This window comes from Alteromonas sp. D210916BOD_24 (assembly GCF_047159385.1).
Classification (GTDB): Bacteria; Pseudomonadota; Gammaproteobacteria; order Enterobacterales; family Alteromonadaceae; genus Alteromonas.
On sequence record NZ_AP038333.1, the window covers coordinates 2,794,840 to 2,813,435 of the forward strand.

An 18,596-nucleotide genomic window follows, 5' to 3' on the forward strand; every position below is an offset into this window, starting at 1 on the left:
CTCCACGTTTATACAGCAGTAAGGTTCACCTTACTGCTGCTTTATCTAAATCATCAAAAGCTGTATAGCGTTGCTTTCTTTAACGCGGTTATTCCCCTTTCTTGTGTCCACACATTTACTCTACAAAATAAAAGATATTGACTTCAGTCAAATATACACTACATTGTAGTTATTATATAAGGAGACGGTAATGGCAAAAGATAAATTTCTTGGGGAGTTCGAGCAATTTCTACTTCTCGCCATACTTAAATTGGGCGAATCAGCCTATGGCAGCAGTATTCGTCAGCTACTGGCCGAGTCTATCGCGCGTGATGTAACAATTGGGGCCTTGTATACCACCTTGGAGCGCTTAGAGAAGAAGGGCCTGGTAGAGAGTCGGATGGGAGAGGCTACGGCTGAACGTGGCGGTCGCGCAAAAAAGTATTTTAGTGTCACAGCCCAAGGCCAATCTGCATTAAAACGGTCTAAAGAAGCACTCGCGAACATGTGGCAAGGTTTGGCGTTATTGGAGGCGCTATGAGCCAAGTCATTTCGCGCCCCCTAGGCTGGTCTGGACAGCTACTTCAATGGGTGCTTCCCAACGAATTGAAAGAGCCCATATTGGGTGATTTAGAAGAAGAGTTTTTAAGTAGAGCACAGATCAACCCCCAGTCTGCCATGCGGTGGTACCGACAACAAGCACTTCGCTCTGCCTTTCAATTTTTATGGAAAACAAAACGAGGATTTATGATGTTTCTATTGAGTTTACTAGTATTTACCGGTTTGACACTGATGGCGTTAGTATTGGGAGGAGGCGTTGATATGTTTATCGACATTCCTTCTGCACTGTTAGTGTTTATTCCTTCGGTATTATTTGCCGTAGCTGCCACATCTTCACAAGCATTAACCAATGGTGTAAACGCGCTTTTGAATGAAGACGTCCAGTTTGACAAACAAGTACTTACCAATGCTCAACTGTCTTTTAGGGTACTTGGGCAAACCGCGGTATTGACGGGAATATTTTCAAGCTTAATTGGTGCCATTGCCATTGGAAGCAACTTGGAAGCAGAACAGTTCAGCACCGCATTCGGGCCTGCTTTTGCGGTATGCATATTAACGCTAACCTACGGATTTGGTTTGAAAACAGTGTGCTACGTAGCAGAGCAAAAACTTCAATTTAAATTAAATCAGTCTATTTAAGCACGGTGTATGTGTGCGCCTTTCTATATGAAAACCTATGCATATCTGCAGTAGGTCGTAACGCGGCGCGATAAACACGGCAACTTGTCAAAGCCATGTTGTTACATGGCTTTTCGCTCGTTTACCAAGACTAGAACAAAAATCCATAAATATTCACAATTTGACCTAAATTATGCAGCTACAGGGTACTGCGAATTAGTTGCAATTCGTGATATTGTTCTTAACGATTGAAAAGAACTTTACCCCGAAGGTGCATTTTGACGCTGCAATCACTAATCAACAATATAGACACAATTAGTACTGTTGATGATATCCAAGCCATAAAATCCTGTGTAGAAAAGAGTTACACATGGATTTCATCCTCATTTGATTCAACTCCCGTAAATCAGTTGGTCACTGGTCGAGCGCAATTTGTCGATGCATTGCTTTGCCATTTGTGGCAACTGTATGGCTTAGACACGGTTAATGAACTTGCGCTATGCGCAGTAGGCGGCTACGGAAGAGGACATTTACAACCTTATTCAGATATCGATCTTCTGATTGTAAGCAAAAAGAAGTTGGCGCCAAATGTACAAGAAAAAATAAGCCAGTTCATAACCCTTTTATGGGATATAAAACTGGATGTAGGTCAGTCTGTTCGCACTATTAAAGAAACGGTAAAATTGGCGAAGGAAGATATTTCCATTGCCACTAATTTAGTGGAAAGCCGCCTGTTGTGTGGCAGCGAATCAACGTTTGAAAAGCTCTGGGATGAAGTTAATGGCCGCAATTCCTGGAGTAGCAAAGCATTTTTCACTGCTAAATACGACGAACAAAAACGACGCCACGCAAAATTTAATGGTACAGCATACAATTTAGAACCCAACATCAAAGAAAACCCAGGCTGTCTTCGCGATATACAATCTATTGGCTGGGTCGCCAAAAAACATTTTAAAGAATATGACGGTTGGAATTTAGTTGGTCATGGCTACTTTACTGAACAGGAACACAGTGAGCTAATCGCCTGCCGTATGCATTTGTGGAAAATGCGTTGTGCATTGCATTTGATTGCAGGGAGAAGCGAAAATCGCCTGTTGTTCGACTATCAGCCTGATGTCGCAAAAATGATGGGGTATGGTGAAGAAGGCAAAGCATCTGTGGAAAAAATGATGCGTGACTTTTTCCGCACGGTGGCAAGGGTTTCAGAATTGAATCAAATGCTTTTGCAACGATTCAAGTACGACATGCTTAATCAAAGCGTGCAGAAAAGCGCCATTATCAACGAAGACTTCGAACTTCTTGATAACATGATTTCTCCTCGGCATGAAAATACCTTTTCATCACCTGAGGCCATACTCGACTTCTTACATCTGGTAACTAACACCCCTGAAGTACAAGGGTTAAGTACCATTTGTATTCGACAATTGCGCAACGCCCACCGCGCCTTTGAAAATGAGTATTTTGTGGAACGAGCCGACTGCCGTGAAAAGTTCATGAAGTTGATGAAGCAACCCGCATTCTTCAACTTTGCCTGGGACATTATGCACCAGTACGGAATTTTACAAGCGTACCTCCCACAATGGGATGCGATTGTCGGTATGATGCAATTTGATTTGTTCCATGCGTATACCGTCGATGAACACACTCATCGCTTGGTAAAGCACGTAAACTACTTTTTCTCTAAAGAAAATAAAGACTTCCCCCGCTGTGGCAGAATATGCCGCAATTTAGACAAGCCGGAGGTGCTGTATATCGCAGCCATTTTCCATGACATCGCAAAAGGGCGAAATGGCGATCATTCTACTTTGGGTGCTCAGGACGTGGCCAAGTTTTGTGAGCGCCATGATGTACCGGATGAAGATGCAGATATGATTGCCTGGTTAGTGGAAAATCACCTGTTAATGAGCGTAGTGGCCCAGCGTCGCGATATCTACGATCCTGACGTGATTAGCGAATTTGCCGGCGCGGTGAGAAGCCATAATCATCTCAATTTACTCTACGCCCTTACCCTTGCCGATATTCGTGCTACCAACGATAACTTGTGGAATGACTGGAAGGCTTCATTATTGCGCGAATTGTATTTGATGACACAAAAAGCCCTTGATAATGGCTTACAGTGTCAGGTAACACTTAACGAGCGCGTCACGACACACAAGCACCAGGCTAGACAAATTTTACAAGAGAGAGCCATCGATCCTGTTGGCGTTGATGCACTTTGGGCACGCTTAGACGATGATTACTTCGTGCGTTTCAAGCCAACCCAAATTGCCTGGCACACAGAAGAGATTTTAAAGGCACAAGACGACTGGCTCACGCCTGAGCATGAAGGGCTTTTAGTTAAAGCTAACGATAACTGTGCAAAAGGCGGTACTGAGCTATTAATTTACGGTAAAGACAGAAAAGCACTCTTCGCTCAAGTAGCATCGGTTCTCGATAGCCGCAACTGCTCTATTCACGATGCCCACGTGACCGTGACACGAGACGGTTATGTATTTGACAGTATGCTGATTTTAGAAAATGACGGTACTCGTTTGTCTTCGGATTCACGCATTGCGTCAATAGAGAATGCCATTTCAGCTCAATTAGAGAAACCCGGCCGCTCTCATGAAAATAAACGAAAATTACCTCGGCAGATGAAGCAACTTGACGTACCAACCAAAGTACGCTTTTTCAATATTAACGACGAAGCAACACTGGTCGAGCTAGAAGCACTGGACGCACCCGGCATTTTAGCTAAAATTGGCCACGCCTTTGTCGACACGAATACCACGCTTAAATTGGCAAAAATTGCCACCATTGGTGAGCGTGCAGAAGATATTTTTATCGTCAGCAATGACGCTGGCAAAGCATTAACCCAAGAACAACAGGTTAGCCTTAAAAAGCGTATCCTGTTTAAACTCGACCAACTTGAAGATATCACAATACCATGAATGAATTGAAAGCCATTATTGAAGACGCCTTCGAAAATCGCGATAGCATTAGTCCTGCTTCTGCTCCCGAAGAAGTAAGAAATGCCGTAGCCCAAGCGATTGATCTACTCAACAGTGGAAACGCCCGTGTTGCTGAGAAAATCGCAGGCGAGTGGGTGGTACACCAGTGGCTAAAAAAAGCAGTATTACTTTTCTTCCGCTTGCACAACAACGATGTAATTGAAGGTGCAGAAAGCAAATACTATGACAAGGTTCCACTGAAATACACGCATTATACAGCAGAACAATTTGCTGCAGAGGGAGCACGAATTGTACCGCCTGCCGCAGTACGTACTGGCACCTTTATAGGTAAAAATGCGGTAGTGATGCCTTCTTACGTTAATATTGGAGCCTATGTTGACGAAGGCACTATGGTAGATACTTGGGCAACGGTTGGCTCGTGTGCTCAAATAGGAAAGAACGTTCACCTTTCGGGTGGCGTTGGTATCGGTGGTGTACTTGAGCCGTTGCAAGCCAACCCCACTATTATCGAAGACAACTGTTTTATCGGTGCCCGTTCTGAAATTGTAGAAGGTGTCATCGTTGAAGAAGGTTCCGTAATTTCGATGGGCGTGTATATCGGCCAAAGCACGCGTATTTACGATCGTGAAACTGGCGAAGTTCACTACGGTCGCGTACCTGCCGGCTCTGTTGTGGTAGCTGGTAACTTACCGAGCGCTGATGGCAAATACAGCCTATACGCAGCGATCATTGTGAAAAAAGTGGATGCTAAAACACGTGCTAAAGTAGGTATTAATGCCCTACTTCGCGGTGTAGAATAAGCTAATTTCAATCATGGAAAAGGCGCTCAATGAAGCGCCTTTTTTTATCGTGTGCCATTACAGATTTTGATTTCAAGACAATAATTTGTCTTTAATAGCATTTACCCATTCCACCACGTCTTTTTCAGGCTCTAGGGTTTCTATGGCGTCCACTTCTAGCATATCTGACACTGCCGTTGCCTGAAGCTCGGTAAGTAACGCGTGGAACTGCTTACCTGCACCACAGTAGCTCTCGCCATAGCTACTATCGCCCAACGCAGCCACTGCAAATGGCTTACCTGTCAGCAGAGGAAATTCATCTTTCAAATCAGAAAACACAAATTCTAAGTTAGGGGGAACGTCTCCCTGTCCGGTGGTAGAGGTAATAATTAGAAGTGCATCAGCATCAGTGAAGTCAGAGACAGACGGGTCTGATTCGAGTGAACAATCCACACCTTGCTCAGCCAAGTTCTCTTCTACTTGTTCTGCTACATGCTGGGCGTTTCCGTACACAGTACCCGCGATAATTTTCAATGTTGCCATGTTTACCTCTATTTAATAACTGATGTTATCTCGTAAGATTTTTATTTACTCAAATTTGAAACGGCGCAAGTGCGTCAGTTAACCTTTGCAGTTCACTGTGCATGTTGCTTTGAATGTCTATCCATTTTTGTGTCACTGGATGAACCAATCCCATATGCGTACAACTTAAGGCCAGATTAGCGAAAGTAAAGTGGTCTTTGGCAAATTTATTCTGTTTACCATCACCATGGGTAGTATCGCCAATGATCGGATGACGAATATGTGCCATATGACGTCGCAACTGGTGCTTTCGCCCCGTACTTGGTGACAGTTTAACCAACGAATAGCGTGCACTTTGGTATTTACCAACAGGCTCAGGCACTTCAAACCGTGCAAGTGGCTCGTAAAGCGTGGTTGCTGGCTGAGGGGGCTGCTGAGGTCGCTTGTGTTTGTCGGCAATTTTATCGTAGCGATATTTTAGGGCGTAATCGATAAGCCCACTGTAAGACACAAAGCCTCTAACCAACGCGTGATAAGTTTTAGCAACGTGTTTATCCATCATTTGCTGTCCCACTTGGGCAGCTATCGTAGAGTTAAAGCTAAACAGCAATACTCCAGACGTCGGCCTGTCCAAGCGGTGGGCGGGATAAACGTGTTTCCCCAGCTGATCCCGTAATGTTTGTACTGCAAACACGGTTTCGTGTTTATCGATAGGGCTGCGATGTACCAGCATTCCCGCAGGTTTATCTATAGCCACAATGTGATCGTCACAATAAAGAATGTTGAGTACCGGTGTTGTCACGTTATCGCTGGAATGAGAGGGTATAATATTCATATAGGACTTTGGGTAGCTATGCCATCAATAATACGCAGCTTTTTCACCACTTCCCGAGCAGAAGTGAGATACACCTCTGCGGCGGGGGCAACTTGCATAGGAGGTATAATATCTTTTAAAGCGACGAGATCACGCATTTTAGGAATAAAGATAAATGCTAACCAGCATTCAAAACGCATGGTATCAGCAGCAAAAGGAACACGGCTTTGCAAAGCCCGGGAACCAGGCCGTTCTACAGGCCACAATGCCTGCTGCTGCATTTCCTCTTCAAGCGCGTCAAGTGCGCTCGCAAGGGCTTGGTGCTGTTCGCTCATTGTTAGGCTCTTGGCAAAGATGATATATAAAAAAGGGCGCAGTATATCAGGCGGGTAAGGTTAAGCACAAAACCTGCTTTCACTGATTATCGTCAAGTGAGCCAACAAACCTCCCGAGCTGTGATAAACTGCGCCTATTTGCAGTAATTCGGTATGGACAATGAGCGCCAATAGCATTAATTCAATCAGTGAATTTTTATTACACGCAGGTACAGAATATCACGTTATTGATATGGGTCGTCGACTCACGCCCACCGCTTCCCAAACCTTTCTGGATATTGAAAACGGCAGCGCTTATGCCCCTTATCCTCGACAGCAGCACGCTTGGTTTGGCATTGTTTTTTGGAACAAACAGGCTTCTCAGTCTCACTATATTTGGTTTATAAAATTGCCTCTCGATGAACAAGGCTTAGTGGTGGCGGCGGCACGTAATCACTTCTTGGACATTATTGTCGATGCACTCGGTCAATCCATTGCCCAAGAAAGTGAAAAAGCACAGACCCTACCCGACAATCCCTATTCATTTGTGCCTGGGCAGTCTCAACTCGCCCAGTTTAATGCCATGGTGAAAAATATTTTAGGCCAACCTTTGAGTGAACATGCCCAAAAGGTCGAAGCGTATATACAAGCACCCCAGTTGGTTGACTGGCAACAGATCCCTATGCAGAGCGTAGCGGATTTTATCCACGCATTAGCATCCCATTCCAAATCGAACAATTTGCTTCAGGCGATAAGTGATAATCAAGCCATCTATGCTGATGTATTTTTGAATACCCTAATGGAAATGAGTGAATCAATCACAACGCCTGTTGAGTTAAAAAACCTTATGTTTGAGAAGCTCATGTGCGACGACCAGGTTTCTGTTTCAGCCTTGCGAGGGTTGTCGTCTGACAGTTTTGACCAAACACTTCACGACACGCTGTGCGAATTACTTCATGACGAACGCTCGCAGCGAGTAGATATACTCAGTGTTATTGCCGCTCGGCACTTTAGTCAAATGGACAATGTGCTCCTTAGTGCTTTTCTGGAACAAGTCGCGAACGTAGATAACAAAGAAGCCCACAGTGGCGCGTTGTTCTCCGGCTTTTTTTCCGACTTGGTTCAAATTCCGCAACTGCGACGTCAGGTTTTGACGTTACTTCACACTAATGAAAGCTCTAAAGTACTCTCTGCTGCTTTCGCCCAACTCTTTGCCCAAGCGAGAAAATAGCATGACGTTATTAGAACTGGTTGTGTGGTTAACCCTTGGCTTTACCGGTTATCAATTTTGGCGTATTCGCGCCATTTCAGAACATGCATATAGTTACTTAAAGCGCTATTGCGATACCCATCAGCTTCAGCTTCTTAGTGTTGCGCGCGCTAAAACACGCTTTTCTTTTCAGTTTGGAAAACCCGACTGGCACAGCACGTTTAACTTTGAGTTTTCAAGCAATGGCGAAGACAGATACAGTGGAGAAGCGGAATTGGTCGGTCTGCGCGTTATCCGTACTGAGGTGCCACCCCATCGTGTCTAACGTGCTATATAGGCTTTCTTGTCCTATGTATTCGAGAACAGAGAACATATAAAAAAAGGGGAGCCCATCGGCTCCCCTTTTCTTGGAATTTTGAGTTTCCCTCTCTGCGTTCCTTTGCGACTAAAATCTTCCCGATTAAAATCCGTATACGCCCCTTTCCTTCTTTTCTCGCCTCATCCTGTGCGAGCTACCCGTCCATGCGTAGATCCCTTTCCTTTGTTCCTTTATAGCTGTATATCCACTTACAGCGTTCCTCATCCTGAGGCTGTCCTAATCAGTCTCCACTGATACTCCCTTCCTTCACTCCTTTTTCGCTGTACTTCCTGCTACAGCTTTACCTTTGTGTGGCATGTCCTTTTTTCTTCCTTGCTAAGCTGATCCGTGCTAGCTCATCCATGACCCGGGCTTCCTGCTACATCCTGTAGTGAATCCTTTTCACGCAGATAGTCCCTTCTAATTCCTTAATTATTTCCTACTCCCTGTTAACCAGCGTCCTCGCTGTTTCCCTTTTCCTTTATCTCACCACCCTGTGAGAATCTCGTCCTTAAGTTGTCCAAAGCATTCCGTTAAATCATCCTGACTCGTCGTGTTTCCTTGTGACATGGTCATAGTATCCCTTCCAATTATTACCGCCATATAGAAAATCAGCATTTTCTTGATATTTTTTGTCACATTTTCATCAACTTAAAAAAAACCGATTAAAATCAACAACTTTATACTTTAGTCTAATTTTGGCGTGCAATAAAAAGGTAAGATCACTCACACAATTTGTAGGAAATATCTTACAAACCAATAGGAAAAATAAGTAAAGCTTGTCTTCAATAGCAACCCTCTTCAAAAACAGGTAATAACCCCACTTCTTATCAACTTCATCACGTAAGTATAGATCTTTTAGATAAGCCAAGCCCTATAATGTCGACAATATAATGATAATTATGGTTTAAAAGTGTATTAAACCTTCTTTTACGCCAATAATGTCGACAATAAAAGCAACTTAGGAGGCATCTTTGAATTTATTTAATATAACGGGGACACTAAATACAGTACTTATTATAGGTAGCTTGTATGGTTTGTTGTCTCAATTGAAAACGATATGGCGACGTAAACGCGTCAGAGATAACCAACTTCCTGTCACTTCAATATTGTCGCTTAACCAATTTACCGTAAGCTTTTTGGCCTATTTATCTTTCTTTGTCTACGGATACTCCATCACACCCTTTAACCATTATATCGTCTGGCCTAGGATGTGTGCTTCGATATTAGTCTTAATCATAATTTTCGAAATTTTTGTGGATAGAAAATCACTTTCTGCAAGGATTAGTCTGTACTCGGCAATTTGCTGTTTCCTCTTAGCATTATTGGGGCTTCTGTTTGGCGATACCATTGCAGATGAGGGGAAAGCCCTTTCCACATCCTTGATATTGGTTGTTTCCCTATTGATAGCTCAAGGCTATTTTCATCAGATACGACTAATACTCTCGTCTGGTCACACTGGCGCAGTGGACCTTAAAATGAGTCAATTTATTCTTATGATGGATATTTCAACAATAGCATTTGCAATAAGCATGGGATTAAAAACGAGTTGGCCGCTGCTAATTTTAGCGATCACAAGCGGCGTCACCAAAGTAATAATTATGTATCTGTTTAGATGGGTAGCAACCAGTTCCCTAGCAGCTGAACGCAGAGTTGCGTGGGAAATTAATGGCAAAGAATGACGAATAGAAAGAAATACGCACCACAAACTTTACCTTGTCTAGACGGCACACAGACCGCTGCAAAAATGCACAACAAAGATCAATAGGCTCCAACTTTGTTTAAAAAATAAACTATACTTCTATTGATAAGGATCAATGTTATCAATTTTCAAATATTGTTTACTGTTATCGGCTGATAAGTGAAGGCTTAAGTAGTTCAGCTACTGCTTGAGTCTGTTGTCTTTGCGCAGCGTTTTGACCGCTAAGATCAACAGGCTCTGATTAAATTCACTGTGTGATAGGAGATCTATTATGAGTAATTTGCCTATTAGCCATCGTTCCAGTAACAAAAAAGAAAATGGCTTCTTACCCACTCTTTTTGGCCATGACATGCTAGATGACTTTTTCCAGCATTTTTCCAGTCATTTCCCTTTTTCAAAAGAAACCACAAGTCTACGCGATGCAAATCTGGAGTTCGTAAACCCCAATGTAGATATCGTCGAAAGTAAAAAAACCTATGAGTTAACTGCGGAACTTCCAGGATTAGAAAACGATGATGTCAAAATTTCACTATCAGATGGTGTACTGACCATCAGCGGTGAAAAGAAGTATCAGCGCAATGAAGATAAAGATGACAACATACGAGTGATGGAACGCAGTTACGGTAGTTTTCAGCGTAGTTTTCGACTGCCTGTCAGCGTAGATCAAGATGGCATAAAGGCTGAATTTAAGAAAGGTGTGCTCAAAGTGCATTTACCCAAATCGGCTAAAGCACAAGAGCAACAGCGCAAGATTGAAATTACCGACTAAATGAGAGACTCAGCCAAGGATGGCTGAATTTGGAGCCTGATATGAATACTGACTTAGATATCTATAAAGTGATGAAGGATACCCTCGTTTTAGTACTGGCAGGAGGCCAGGGATCGCGATTAAAGGATTTAACGAAGACACGAGCAAAACCCGTGCTAGAGTTTGGCAGTCACTGCCGAATTATTGATTTCCCACTCTCCAATTGTGTTAATTCAGGCTTACATCAAATTGCCGTACTAACGCAGTATAAGTCTCAATGTTTAATCAGACATTTGATGCAACATTGGGGGCCATTGAATAGTAGCTTCGGCGGTCGTTTAGATATATTACCCGCCTCTCAGCAACGTTCCGAAAACTGGTATCAAGGAACCGCAGACGCCTGCTATCAAAATTTGAGCTACATAAAATCGGTTGCGCCAAAGTACGTGTTGATACTTTCCGGAGACCATGTCTACAACATGGATTATCGTAAACTGCTAACTACGCATGTAAGAAATGATGCCGATATGACCGTCTCCTGCATCGAAGTCCCTACTCAATTGGCGGCAAAACAGTTGGGAGTATTAAGTGCAGATGAAAAAGGTCAGATTACTGCCTTTGATGAAAAACCACATCATCCTCACGCCCTCATTGATGCACCTGATTATTGCTTGGCCTCGATGGGAAATTACGTAGTCAACACTGATGTGTTACTTAAACTACTTTGCCACGATGCTAATCTTAAGGACTCAGATCATGACTTTGGTAAAAATGTGATCCCTTCTATTATCCAAGGCCATCGCGTATTTGCTCATCGTTTCCGCACTCCCAATGGGGATCAAATTCCTTACTGGCGAGACGTAGGTACCTTGGATAGCTATTGGCAAGCACATATGGACTTGCTCAATAACAGGAGCCTACTCAATTTGGCGGATCCCGAATGGCCTATTTGGGGCAGTTCTCACTCTCGATCCCCTACCGAAATTACTCAAGACAAACAGTCACCAGCGTGTGAGTTAACGCAAATGTTGGTGGGCTCAGGGGGCCAGTTGAAAAGCTGCAGTGTTAAGCAGTCAGTGTTGTCATCGAATGTAAAAGTAAACGCAGAAGCTAAGTTAGATAAATGCGTTGTGCTACCCGACGTCACTATTGGGAAAGGGGCAAAGTTGGAAAAAGTCATTGTAGATAAAGGTGTGACCATTCCTCCTCACTTTGTGATTGAAAATGCCGCTACAGCGAAACAACAAGGCTTTACAGTTACACGGCAAGGCGTAATATTGGTGACCCAAAACGTCATCGATAAAGTCCATGACACACTAGAAAGCGTGGATCATTTACAGCGATTACTTAAATCAGACTATATCGGTCCATTACCTATTCGGCCCACTCGATTACCGGCTCAACAAGGTAATCGACAATCGGCTAATGCTGATTTTTCCTAAACATAATCTCACCGCTCACATGTGACAGGTGAAGTTGACTAACAATTTGGTAGTTGTCGTCGTTGAAAAACCTTTGGTGAGAAGGAACAGTGACAAAAACGGCGACACCTTCACTTTTAGCATCTTGAGCGACAATACTGTCAATAGCCCCTAGCAAAATGTGGCCTAAACCGTGGTGCTGATAATCAGGATGGACAGCAATAAAACTTAACATATGAAAATTGTCTGCGGGCACAAGCGCTCTCACTTTTTCCTCTTTCTCTAACATTTGCTTAGTACCAAACAGCCCAGCAGTGAGAAGCATACGAAGTCGCCAATGCCAATATCGACCTGAACCAAATGCAGCGTCAGGCGCGGTTAGACAAGTAACAGCAATTAAGCGGTCATCGTCAAATAAACCTATCATTGGTTGCTCTGCTACCCAAAACGCATTGAGTTCTTCGCGAATTGCAGAGCGCAACCGGCTGTCATAGCCTTCTTTTTCAGCTTGGAAAATATCCACGAAGAGTGGATCGTCAACATAAGCATTGAATAATATGGATGCGGCAACTTTGAGATCGTCAGCAGATAAATAAATAGCTTTAACGGTCTCTTGTAGGGGCGCGATAGCGCCATTGAGCGTATTTGAAGTCATGAGGGCTTCCTTGTAAGCATTGTTGCAACAACCACACACCAAAGGCAGAGGTATTTTGACTACTTACAGTGAAAAGAGGTTCGCCTATACGGTGTCACTTTCTTTCACTGTATAAACTTTAGCCTACTTGAAAAACCCCCACCTGTTAACCTTTTATTAACATTTTTCCGCTAACGACGAGAATTGTATAGCGATATCAATGCATTAGGCCATATGCGCTATCACCCCACCCCACTAAATTTCCGTTCTTAAATACCAGGGGCGTACATTCGTCTTTCGTAGTCACACCATCGCCTTTCGTTTTCTGGGTGCGATAAAATAATACGCGGTAAGTGCCGTCTTGTTTTTCGAACAATTCGTTAAAATCAGCCACGCCCATCTTTCTAATTACGCTCTCATAACTCACACCACTTTCTAAATTAGCGATATGCTTGCGGTTATTAAACTCGCGATCTTCCCAATCTGAACTGTAGTGGCTATCTGAACCACCGCCCACTGACACAACACAACCAGACAGTAAAAGAGAGGATGCCAAAGAGACCGATAAAAGAAGCGTTTTCATGTTTTTTCCTTGTGTAAAATGTAGTTGTTGCTTATTTATCCAGGGTTGGCCGCTTTTATGCCTTGTCTCTATCCACCCCATTTTCATTTAACACAGTTAGGGTGAAATAAGGTAAAGTTTGTTAAGGCCAACTCCATTATTATTGAGGTATTTTATAAAACGTAGATGAACATCAACTGAACTCTACTCGTAACTAATTTTAGCGCTATAAGATACTCTGACAGCTATATATCAAATTTAAGGCCAAAACGTATATCATTGTTTTTAATGCATATTTAATATTTTACTAACATCTACTTTCACTTACATTTAGTGAATATGCTAAATTATTGGTGAAATTAACACTTGCTAAGAGGTACACTGCTGACCTCATATGATCTTACATGCAGACAGTTATATTCATGAACAGTGACAATATCCACCGCCTTATTTTGCTTTGTCAAAGTATGCATGAAGCAGGTAGCTCCCCCTCGGTTGGTATGCTGCGTTCCAAAGCCCCCTTTAAAGTGTCCGTAACTGAGGCTATCGAAGCGATTAAACGTTTTAATGCCAGTAAACCCGTTATGCGTTCTAGTAACTTAACGACATTAACGACAACGACATCACGGCCTGAAGAACTTAGCGAACGGGTCTCAATGCTTGAGAAAGAAGTGGCTGAGCTCAAACAGCAACTCGCCGCAATCACTCAGCGTTTACACGTCCAGTAGAACGAGTGTATTACCCAGCCTTAAGCACTGTCCCGCTGAGGCTGGGGTGTCAATTGCGCAATGAAATCAGCTAAGTTCGGCGCAAGAATTTTCTGAGGTAGCTTACCGACCTGCTCTAGCGCGACTTCACCTGTGTCATTCAGGATGGAGAGAATAAAATCTTCTTCATCGGTCACGCCGAAAAATAGCGTCGGAGGCTGTTTAAGTCGTTGTTTCATGAGTAGATGACCAATCAAATTCTCTTGCAGGCGGGTAAAGTCTTCCTCGTTCCAAATTTGCAAAAGCTCACAATTACCCTGAGAGGCCACTGCTGACAAGTTGCCGCTAAAGTAGCGCGTAAAATACAGGCAGTAGTCTGGGTGCAAACTAAGCGATAATGCAGCTTCAACATTCTCGAACGAGCCTAGATTAGTTTGCATCTTAGGCGTCCAATTCACTAACTCGCCCGCTTTTCCTGTTCCGTCATAACACGACGAGGGCCACTCACTGTCAAACGGCACTTTTAGGCCATCTTGACCTGCCAACGTGACATAAGATGATACAAATTTATCTAATTGTTCTGCTATTGTTGTCGCCATAATAAAGTTCCCCCTAACTTTTTGGGGTACACTATACTCATAATTTACCAAGTCAATATTGGTTTTGTTTTCTCGCTTACGTGTTAAAAGGTTTTTATGTCGACAGACAATTCCCCTGAAAAAATTTCTATCAAAGCGCCTGACGATCTTTCTCTGGGCAAACAAGTTGATTATGAATTTGAATACAATCCTCACTTGTTACAGGGTGTACCGCGCAATTTAAGCCGAGATACGCTCAAGCTACCTAAAGATGGGTTACCGTTTACGGGAACTGATACCTGGACAGGCTATGAATTATCATGGCTAAATTCCAAAGGAAAACCGCAGGTTGCCATTTTAGAATGCGATGTGCCAATTACCTCAGGTAACCTGATCGAATCTAAGTCATTTAAACTGTATTTAAACAGCTTTAATCAGACACAGTTTGCTTGTGCAGACACCGTGCGTGCCACTATTGAAAAAGACCTTTCACAGTGTGCTGGGGAATCAGTGTCGGTAAAGCTGATACTTCCCAATGCCTTTAGCCAGATCACTTTCAAAGAATTTGAAGGAACCTTAATAGATGAGTTGGACGTGGAGATCCACGAATACTCACCAAATACATGTTACTTGTCTATCGACAAAGCGCTTGGCGTTAAAAGCGAAACATTGGTCTCTCACTTACTTAAGTCAAATTGCCTCATCACCAGCCAACCAGATTGGGCCAGTATTCAAATTCGCTATGAAGGCGACGCCATTGACCATGAAGGACTGTTGAAATACCTCATTAGCTTTCGTCAACACAATGAGTTTCACGAGCAATGTGTTGAGAGGATTTTTACTGACCTGCTAACTCACTGCCGTCCAAATAAACTAACGGTGTGCGCGCGCTACACGCGACGAGGCGGTTTAGACATTAACCCTTTCCGTTCAAACTTTGAAAAACCTTATGCCAACCATCGACAAGCCAGACAATAAACGGGCTATATTTGACGAGTATATTTGGGTATTTCAGGTCGTTACCACAATTCGATAAAGACGAACACAATGGAAGAAAAACAACTACAATCGCTTAAACAGCACAATGCCACACTTTGCCGGTTTATTGTGAAATTGTCCGCTTTTTATGAGGGCTTTTCAGACAAAATTGACGAAGAACTCAGGGTACTTCGGGGCCATCTATCGGGCACACCGAATTTCAACTTAGCCGCGGTGAGTATTGAAAAGCTCAACAAGCTACTACAGCATCAAGATATTACCCTTCGCAAATATAATACTGATACCCTATCTTCTCTCGAAGATGCCATGAAACAGCTACAAAAAATTGTGTTCGACGATGAAGAGTTAAAAGGCTTAGCAACCCAAGAGCTAATCAAACTCAATCAACCCATCGGAGATATTTTCAGTATCTATAAACTTTATTCAAAGGCGATTACATTGCATCGCATTGCCTTAAATAAAGAAATGAAAGGCTTGAAAAGTGTAGAGCCAGAAGCTGCGCCCAATGCCGACGAACCCAAATCGTCTGCAGAAGACAGAAATAATTATTACTACTCCATCTTGTCCGAACTCAATCAAATCATCGCCTCGTATGCTCAGAAGAAGCCGAACGATAAACAACTCGACGATATAAAAGCGAGTTTGGCCGAAGGCGTTGATGAAGATCAGCTACTTAAAAGTTGCGTCATCATTTTGCGAATGATTGTACAAGACGCTATGTCAGAAGCGAGTTTTACCGGTAAGGTAATCCAAAGCCTGCACAGCTCTTTAGGCAAGATAAATAACGAAGTTAGTGAAAGCATTAAAGGTAGTCAGACCCAATTCGAGCAGCGAAAAGTAGGTAATCAACAGCTGAAGTCGCAAATCGATACTATTGAGGAGGCGGTATCGGCAAGTGATTCCCTCGATTCACTAAAAGCCCAAACTCAAATTTGTGTGAAAAGTTTAGTCACCACGCTGAACGAACAACAGAGCAACGACGAACAGGGTCAGGAAGCGCTGATGGCACTGTTATCTTCTATGCAGGAACGAATTAACACACTTCAACAGCAAACCAGTGTTTACAAAAAGAAACTGGCAGAGCAGGCCGTTCAGAGTCGCACCGATCCCCTCACCCGTCTACCTAATCGTCAAACATACAACGAGAAACTTGAAGAAGCCTATTCCCGCTTCAAAGCTGAGGACGAACCTTTTGCGGTTGCAGTGATGGACATTGACCACTTTAAGTCAATTAATGACAGATTTGGCCATGCAGCAGGTGATAAAACACTACAAGCTGTGAGCCGCTTTCTGCATCAAAACATTAAAAAACCTGAATTCGTTGCCCGCTGGGGTGGAGAAGAATTCGTACTTTTATTGCCGAATACCAGCATTGAAGAAGTCAGCAAAAAGCTTAATGATTTGCGAACTCAACTTGCATCAATGCCTTTTAAATTCAAACAAGAGAAAGTCAAAATTACTGCTTCTTTCGGCGCTACCAGTTTTTCGCAAAGCGATAATACGGAGAAAGTATTCGATCGGGCAGATGAGTATTTATATGCAGCCAAAAGAAACGGTCGCAACCGCGTAGTCACCGATTTAAACGCGGAATAATAGGACACTGAAGTATGAAAAAAGTACAGCTTAATCCCGTTGGTTGGATGAGCCAGCTTTCGCAAGTGGAAGTCGCTAAATTGCAGGATGCCGCGAACAGTGAACTGTTCAAAATGTTTAGAAACTGCAGCTTAGCAGTATTAAACAGTGGCGTAGACGAAGACAATTACGAAGCGCTCTTCGCCCCATACGAAAATTTCGAAATTAAGCTAATTCGCAGGGAACGGGGTGTCAAAATAGAATTGGTTAACCCGCCTGAAGTGGCGTTTGTGGATGGCATCTTGGTAAGGGGTGTACATGAGCATTTGTTCGCCGTCCTTCGCGACTTGTTATACATGGGAAACAAATACACGTTTCTTCATCAAGACGCACCTGCCGTAAGTGCTGAAATTACCGACATGGTGTTTGACATGCTACGCCATGCACAAGCCCTTGAAGGCAATGATGGAGTAAACACCATTGTCTGCTGGGGAGGACATTCCATCAACTACAACGAGTACAAGTACACCAAAGAAGTCGGTTACCAATTAGGTTTGCGCAATATGAATATCTGCACTGGCTGCGGTCCCGGTGCAATGAAAGGGCCAATGAAAGGCGCGGCTATAGGACACGCTAAACAGCGCCATCACGGTGGCCGCTATGTGGGAATTTCCGAGCCAAGTATTATTGCAGCAGAGCCGCCTAATGCTATTGTAAATGAACTGGTGATTATGCCTGACATTGAAAAACGACTTGAAGCATTTGTTCGACTTGGTCACGGTATTGTCGTGTTTCCAGGAGGAGTAGGTACTGCAGAAGAGCTCTTGTATCTGTTGGGCATTCTAACCAACGATCATAACACTCTACAGCCATTTCCCGTCGTACTTACCGGCCCTGCTGGAAGTGAAAGCTACTTTGAGGCTATCGATGAATTTGTGGCAGATACCCTCGGCCCTGAGGCCCAGAGTAAATACCAGATTATTGTGAATGACCCTGCAGAGGTCGCCCGTACGCTTTGCCAAGGATTGGAAAAAGTGAAAAAGTACAGAGAAGCTATGGGTGACGCTTTCAGTTTTAACTGGTCGCTAAAAATAGAAGAAGATTTTCAAAAGCCTTTCATTCCTACCCATGAGAGCATGGCCGCCCTTCAATTAGACCATGATCAAAGTAAAAGTAATTTGGCGTCTAATTTGCGGAAAGTATTTTCTGGCATTGTGGCAGGGAACGTTAAAGCCGAAGGCATTAAGCAAATAAAACAGCATGGCCCTTTTGAAATCTCTGGGAAAAGCGAATTAATGACAAGAGTAGATACTTTGCTTGAGTCATTTGTCGCCCAGCATAGAATGAAGCTACCTGGCACGGCTTATGAGCCTTGTTATAGAGTAAAAGAAACGCAATAACAAACGTTGAGTATATACAATTTAGGCCTATTGACGTATTTGCTTACGTTTACTTGTTATAATTATGTTTTGTTTGGGCTACACTGTGACACTGCCCTATTAGCCCTATTAACGTTCAGAAAAATGCGCTTGAAGTTATCGGTTTCATTTACGCGCCACAACTCGCG

General features: G+C 43.3%; 19 protein-coding genes. 13 read left to right on the plus strand and 6 right to left on the minus strand.

From position 1 onward, the window contains the following. Window positions 1–190 precede the first annotated feature (190 nt). The 4 genes from ACMCM8_RS12190 (at window position 191) to dapD (ending at window position 4,909) form a co-directional block, all read left to right on the plus strand. Window positions 191–520 carry a PadR family transcriptional regulator gene (locus ACMCM8_RS12190; protein ID WP_412722888.1) on the plus strand — a complete coding sequence of 110 codons (330 nt, stop codon included), beginning with the start codon at window positions 191–193 and terminating at the stop codon, window positions 518–520. Then, the gene (locus ACMCM8_RS12195) at window positions 517–1,179 is read left to right on the plus strand and encodes a hypothetical protein (protein WP_412722889.1); all 663 of its coding nucleotides are present in this window, start codon (window positions 517–519) and stop codon (window positions 1,177–1,179) included. The genes ACMCM8_RS12190 and ACMCM8_RS12195 overlap by 4 nt, the downstream gene beginning before the upstream one ends. Before the next feature lie 257 nt (window positions 1,180–1,436). Then, window positions 1,437–4,088, plus strand: a complete 2,652-nt coding sequence (gene glnD / locus ACMCM8_RS12200; RefSeq protein WP_412722890.1) for a [protein-PII] uridylyltransferase — start codon at window positions 1,437–1,439, stop codon at window positions 4,086–4,088. Next, window positions 4,085–4,909 carry a 2,3,4,5-tetrahydropyridine-2,6-dicarboxylate N-succinyltransferase gene (gene dapD, locus ACMCM8_RS12205; RefSeq protein WP_412722891.1) on the plus strand — a complete coding sequence of 275 codons (825 nt, stop codon included), beginning with the start codon at window positions 4,085–4,087 and terminating at the stop codon, window positions 4,907–4,909. Before glnD ends, dapD begins: the two co-directional genes overlap by 4 nt. A gap of 72 nt (window positions 4,910–4,981) precedes the next feature. Here the strand turns inward: dapD and ACMCM8_RS12210 are convergent, their stop codons facing one another. From ACMCM8_RS12210 to ACMCM8_RS12220, 3 genes are read right to left on the minus strand one after another with little or no spacing between them, the layout of a single operon-like run. Beyond that, window positions 4,982–5,431 carry a flavodoxin gene (locus ACMCM8_RS12210; protein WP_412722892.1) on the minus strand — a complete coding sequence of 150 codons (450 nt, stop codon included), beginning with the start codon at window positions 5,429–5,431 and terminating at the stop codon, window positions 4,982–4,984. A gap of 49 nt (window positions 5,432–5,480) precedes the next feature. After that, the gene (gene truC / locus ACMCM8_RS12215; protein WP_412722893.1) at window positions 5,481–6,245 is read right to left on the minus strand and encodes a tRNA pseudouridine(65) synthase TruC; all 765 of its coding nucleotides are present in this window, start codon (window positions 6,243–6,245) and stop codon (window positions 5,481–5,483) included. Then, entirely contained in the window at window positions 6,242–6,559 is a 318-nt protein-coding gene (locus ACMCM8_RS12220; protein WP_412722894.1) for a YqcC family protein, read from the minus strand. The genes truC and ACMCM8_RS12220 overlap by 4 nt, the downstream gene beginning before the upstream one ends. Before the next feature lie 160 nt (window positions 6,560–6,719). Between ACMCM8_RS12220 and ACMCM8_RS12225 the strand changes: the two genes are divergently transcribed. The 5 genes from ACMCM8_RS12225 to glgC all read left to right on the plus strand — a co-directional run bounded on the left by ACMCM8_RS12225 (window position 6,720) and on the right by glgC (window position 11,998). Beyond that, entirely contained in the window at window positions 6,720–7,769 is a 1,050-nt protein-coding gene (locus ACMCM8_RS12225) for a DUF3549 family protein (RefSeq protein ID WP_412722895.1), read from the plus strand. A 1-nt stretch (window position 7,770) separates the two neighbouring features. After that, window positions 7,771–8,073 carry a DUF3301 domain-containing protein gene (locus tag ACMCM8_RS12230; protein ID WP_412722896.1) on the plus strand — a complete coding sequence of 101 codons (303 nt, stop codon included), beginning with the start codon at window positions 7,771–7,773 and terminating at the stop codon, window positions 8,071–8,073. 1,007 nt (window positions 8,074–9,080) lie between these two features. Next, window positions 9,081–9,788, plus strand: coding sequence for a hypothetical protein (locus tag ACMCM8_RS12235; protein WP_412722897.1), 708 nt, complete (start codon window positions 9,081–9,083; stop codon window positions 9,786–9,788). A gap of 291 nt (window positions 9,789–10,079) precedes the next feature. Beyond that, entirely contained in the window at window positions 10,080–10,577 is a 498-nt protein-coding gene (locus ACMCM8_RS12240) for an Hsp20/alpha crystallin family protein (protein WP_412722898.1), read from the plus strand. A 41-nt stretch (window positions 10,578–10,618) separates the two neighbouring features. After that, the gene (glgC, locus tag ACMCM8_RS12245; RefSeq protein ID WP_412722899.1) at window positions 10,619–11,998 is read left to right on the plus strand and encodes a glucose-1-phosphate adenylyltransferase; all 1,380 of its coding nucleotides are present in this window, start codon (window positions 10,619–10,621) and stop codon (window positions 11,996–11,998) included. Here the strand turns inward: glgC and ACMCM8_RS12250 are convergent. Next, window positions 11,979–12,632 carry a GNAT family N-acetyltransferase gene (locus tag ACMCM8_RS12250; protein WP_412722900.1) on the minus strand — a complete coding sequence of 218 codons (654 nt, stop codon included), beginning with the start codon at window positions 12,630–12,632 and terminating at the stop codon, window positions 11,979–11,981. The two genes, glgC and ACMCM8_RS12250, sit on opposite strands and share 20 nt — an antisense overlap. A gap of 196 nt (window positions 12,633–12,828) precedes the next feature. Further along, a complete protein-coding gene (locus tag ACMCM8_RS12255; protein WP_412722901.1) occupies window positions 12,829–13,194 on the minus strand; it encodes a DUF3192 domain-containing protein in 366 nt (121 codons plus the stop codon). Between the two features lie 383 nt (window positions 13,195–13,577). Between ACMCM8_RS12255 and ACMCM8_RS12260 the strand changes: the two genes are divergently transcribed. Further along, a complete protein-coding gene (locus ACMCM8_RS12260) occupies window positions 13,578–13,901 on the plus strand; it encodes a hypothetical protein (RefSeq protein ID WP_412722902.1) in 324 nt (107 codons plus the stop codon). 20 nt (window positions 13,902–13,921) lie between these two features. On the opposite strand, the gene syd is transcribed toward ACMCM8_RS12260, so the two are convergent. Continuing rightward, window positions 13,922–14,479 (minus strand): SecY-interacting protein, encoded by a 558-nt coding sequence (syd, locus tag ACMCM8_RS12265; RefSeq protein ID WP_412722903.1) that lies wholly within the window; start codon window positions 14,477–14,479, stop codon window positions 13,922–13,924. A 96-nt stretch (window positions 14,480–14,575) separates the two neighbouring features. Between syd and queF the strand changes: the two genes are divergently transcribed. The 3 genes from queF to ppnN all read left to right on the plus strand — a co-directional run bounded on the left by queF (window position 14,576) and on the right by ppnN (window position 18,429). Beyond that, the gene (gene queF / locus ACMCM8_RS12270) at window positions 14,576–15,436 is read left to right on the plus strand and encodes an NADPH-dependent 7-cyano-7-deazaguanine reductase QueF (protein ID WP_412722904.1); all 861 of its coding nucleotides are present in this window, start codon (window positions 14,576–14,578) and stop codon (window positions 15,434–15,436) included. A 69-nt stretch (window positions 15,437–15,505) separates the two neighbouring features. Further along, complete coding sequence (locus ACMCM8_RS12275) at window positions 15,506–17,050, plus strand: GGDEF domain-containing protein (RefSeq protein WP_412722905.1); 1,545 nt, start codon at window positions 15,506–15,508, stop codon at window positions 17,048–17,050. Between the two features lie 14 nt (window positions 17,051–17,064). After that, a complete protein-coding gene (gene ppnN, locus ACMCM8_RS12280) occupies window positions 17,065–18,429 on the plus strand; it encodes a nucleotide 5'-monophosphate nucleosidase PpnN (protein WP_412722906.1) in 1,365 nt (454 codons plus the stop codon). Window positions 18,430–18,596 lie beyond the last annotated feature (167 nt).

What these genes read in the sequence shown, in the direction of transcription:
- ACMCM8_RS12190 (WP_412722888.1), top strand. Translation starts at nt 191, where the DNA reads ATGGCAAAAGATAAATTTCTTGGGGAGTTCGAGCAATTTCTACTTCTC.
- ACMCM8_RS12195 (WP_412722889.1), top strand. Translation starts at nt 517, where the DNA reads ATGAGCCAAGTCATTTCGCGCCCCCTAGGCTGGTCTGGACAGCTACTT.
- dapD (WP_412722891.1), top strand. Translation starts at nt 4,085, where the DNA reads ATGAATGAATTGAAAGCCATTATTGAAGACGCCTTCGAAAATCGCGAT.
- ACMCM8_RS12210 (WP_412722892.1), bottom strand. Translation starts at nt 5,431, where the DNA reads ATGGCAACATTGAAAATTATCGCGGGTACTGTGTACGGAAACGCCCAG.
- truC (WP_412722893.1), bottom strand. Translation starts at nt 6,245, where the DNA reads ATGAATATTATACCCTCTCATTCCAGCGATAACGTGACAACACCGGTA.
- ACMCM8_RS12220 (WP_412722894.1), bottom strand. Translation starts at nt 6,559, where the DNA reads ATGAGCGAACAGCACCAAGCCCTTGCGAGCGCACTTGACGCGCTTGAA.
- ACMCM8_RS12225 (WP_412722895.1), top strand. Translation starts at nt 6,720, where the DNA reads ATGAGCGCCAATAGCATTAATTCAATCAGTGAATTTTTATTACACGCA.
- ACMCM8_RS12230 (WP_412722896.1), top strand. Translation starts at nt 7,771, where the DNA reads ATGACGTTATTAGAACTGGTTGTGTGGTTAACCCTTGGCTTTACCGGT.
- ACMCM8_RS12240 (WP_412722898.1), top strand. Translation starts at nt 10,080, where the DNA reads ATGAGTAATTTGCCTATTAGCCATCGTTCCAGTAACAAAAAAGAAAAT.
- glgC (WP_412722899.1), top strand. Translation starts at nt 10,619, where the DNA reads ATGAATACTGACTTAGATATCTATAAAGTGATGAAGGATACCCTCGTT.
- ACMCM8_RS12250 (WP_412722900.1), bottom strand. Translation starts at nt 12,632, where the DNA reads ATGACTTCAAATACGCTCAATGGCGCTATCGCGCCCCTACAAGAGACC.
- ACMCM8_RS12255 (WP_412722901.1), bottom strand. Translation starts at nt 13,194, where the DNA reads ATGAAAACGCTTCTTTTATCGGTCTCTTTGGCATCCTCTCTTTTACTG.
- ACMCM8_RS12260 (WP_412722902.1), top strand. Translation starts at nt 13,578, where the DNA reads ATGCAGACAGTTATATTCATGAACAGTGACAATATCCACCGCCTTATT.
- syd (WP_412722903.1), bottom strand. Translation starts at nt 14,479, where the DNA reads ATGGCGACAACAATAGCAGAACAATTAGATAAATTTGTATCATCTTAT.
- queF (WP_412722904.1), top strand. Translation starts at nt 14,576, where the DNA reads ATGTCGACAGACAATTCCCCTGAAAAAATTTCTATCAAAGCGCCTGAC.
- ACMCM8_RS12275 (WP_412722905.1), top strand. Translation starts at nt 15,506, where the DNA reads ATGGAAGAAAAACAACTACAATCGCTTAAACAGCACAATGCCACACTT.
- ppnN (WP_412722906.1), top strand. Translation starts at nt 17,065, where the DNA reads ATGAAAAAAGTACAGCTTAATCCCGTTGGTTGGATGAGCCAGCTTTCG.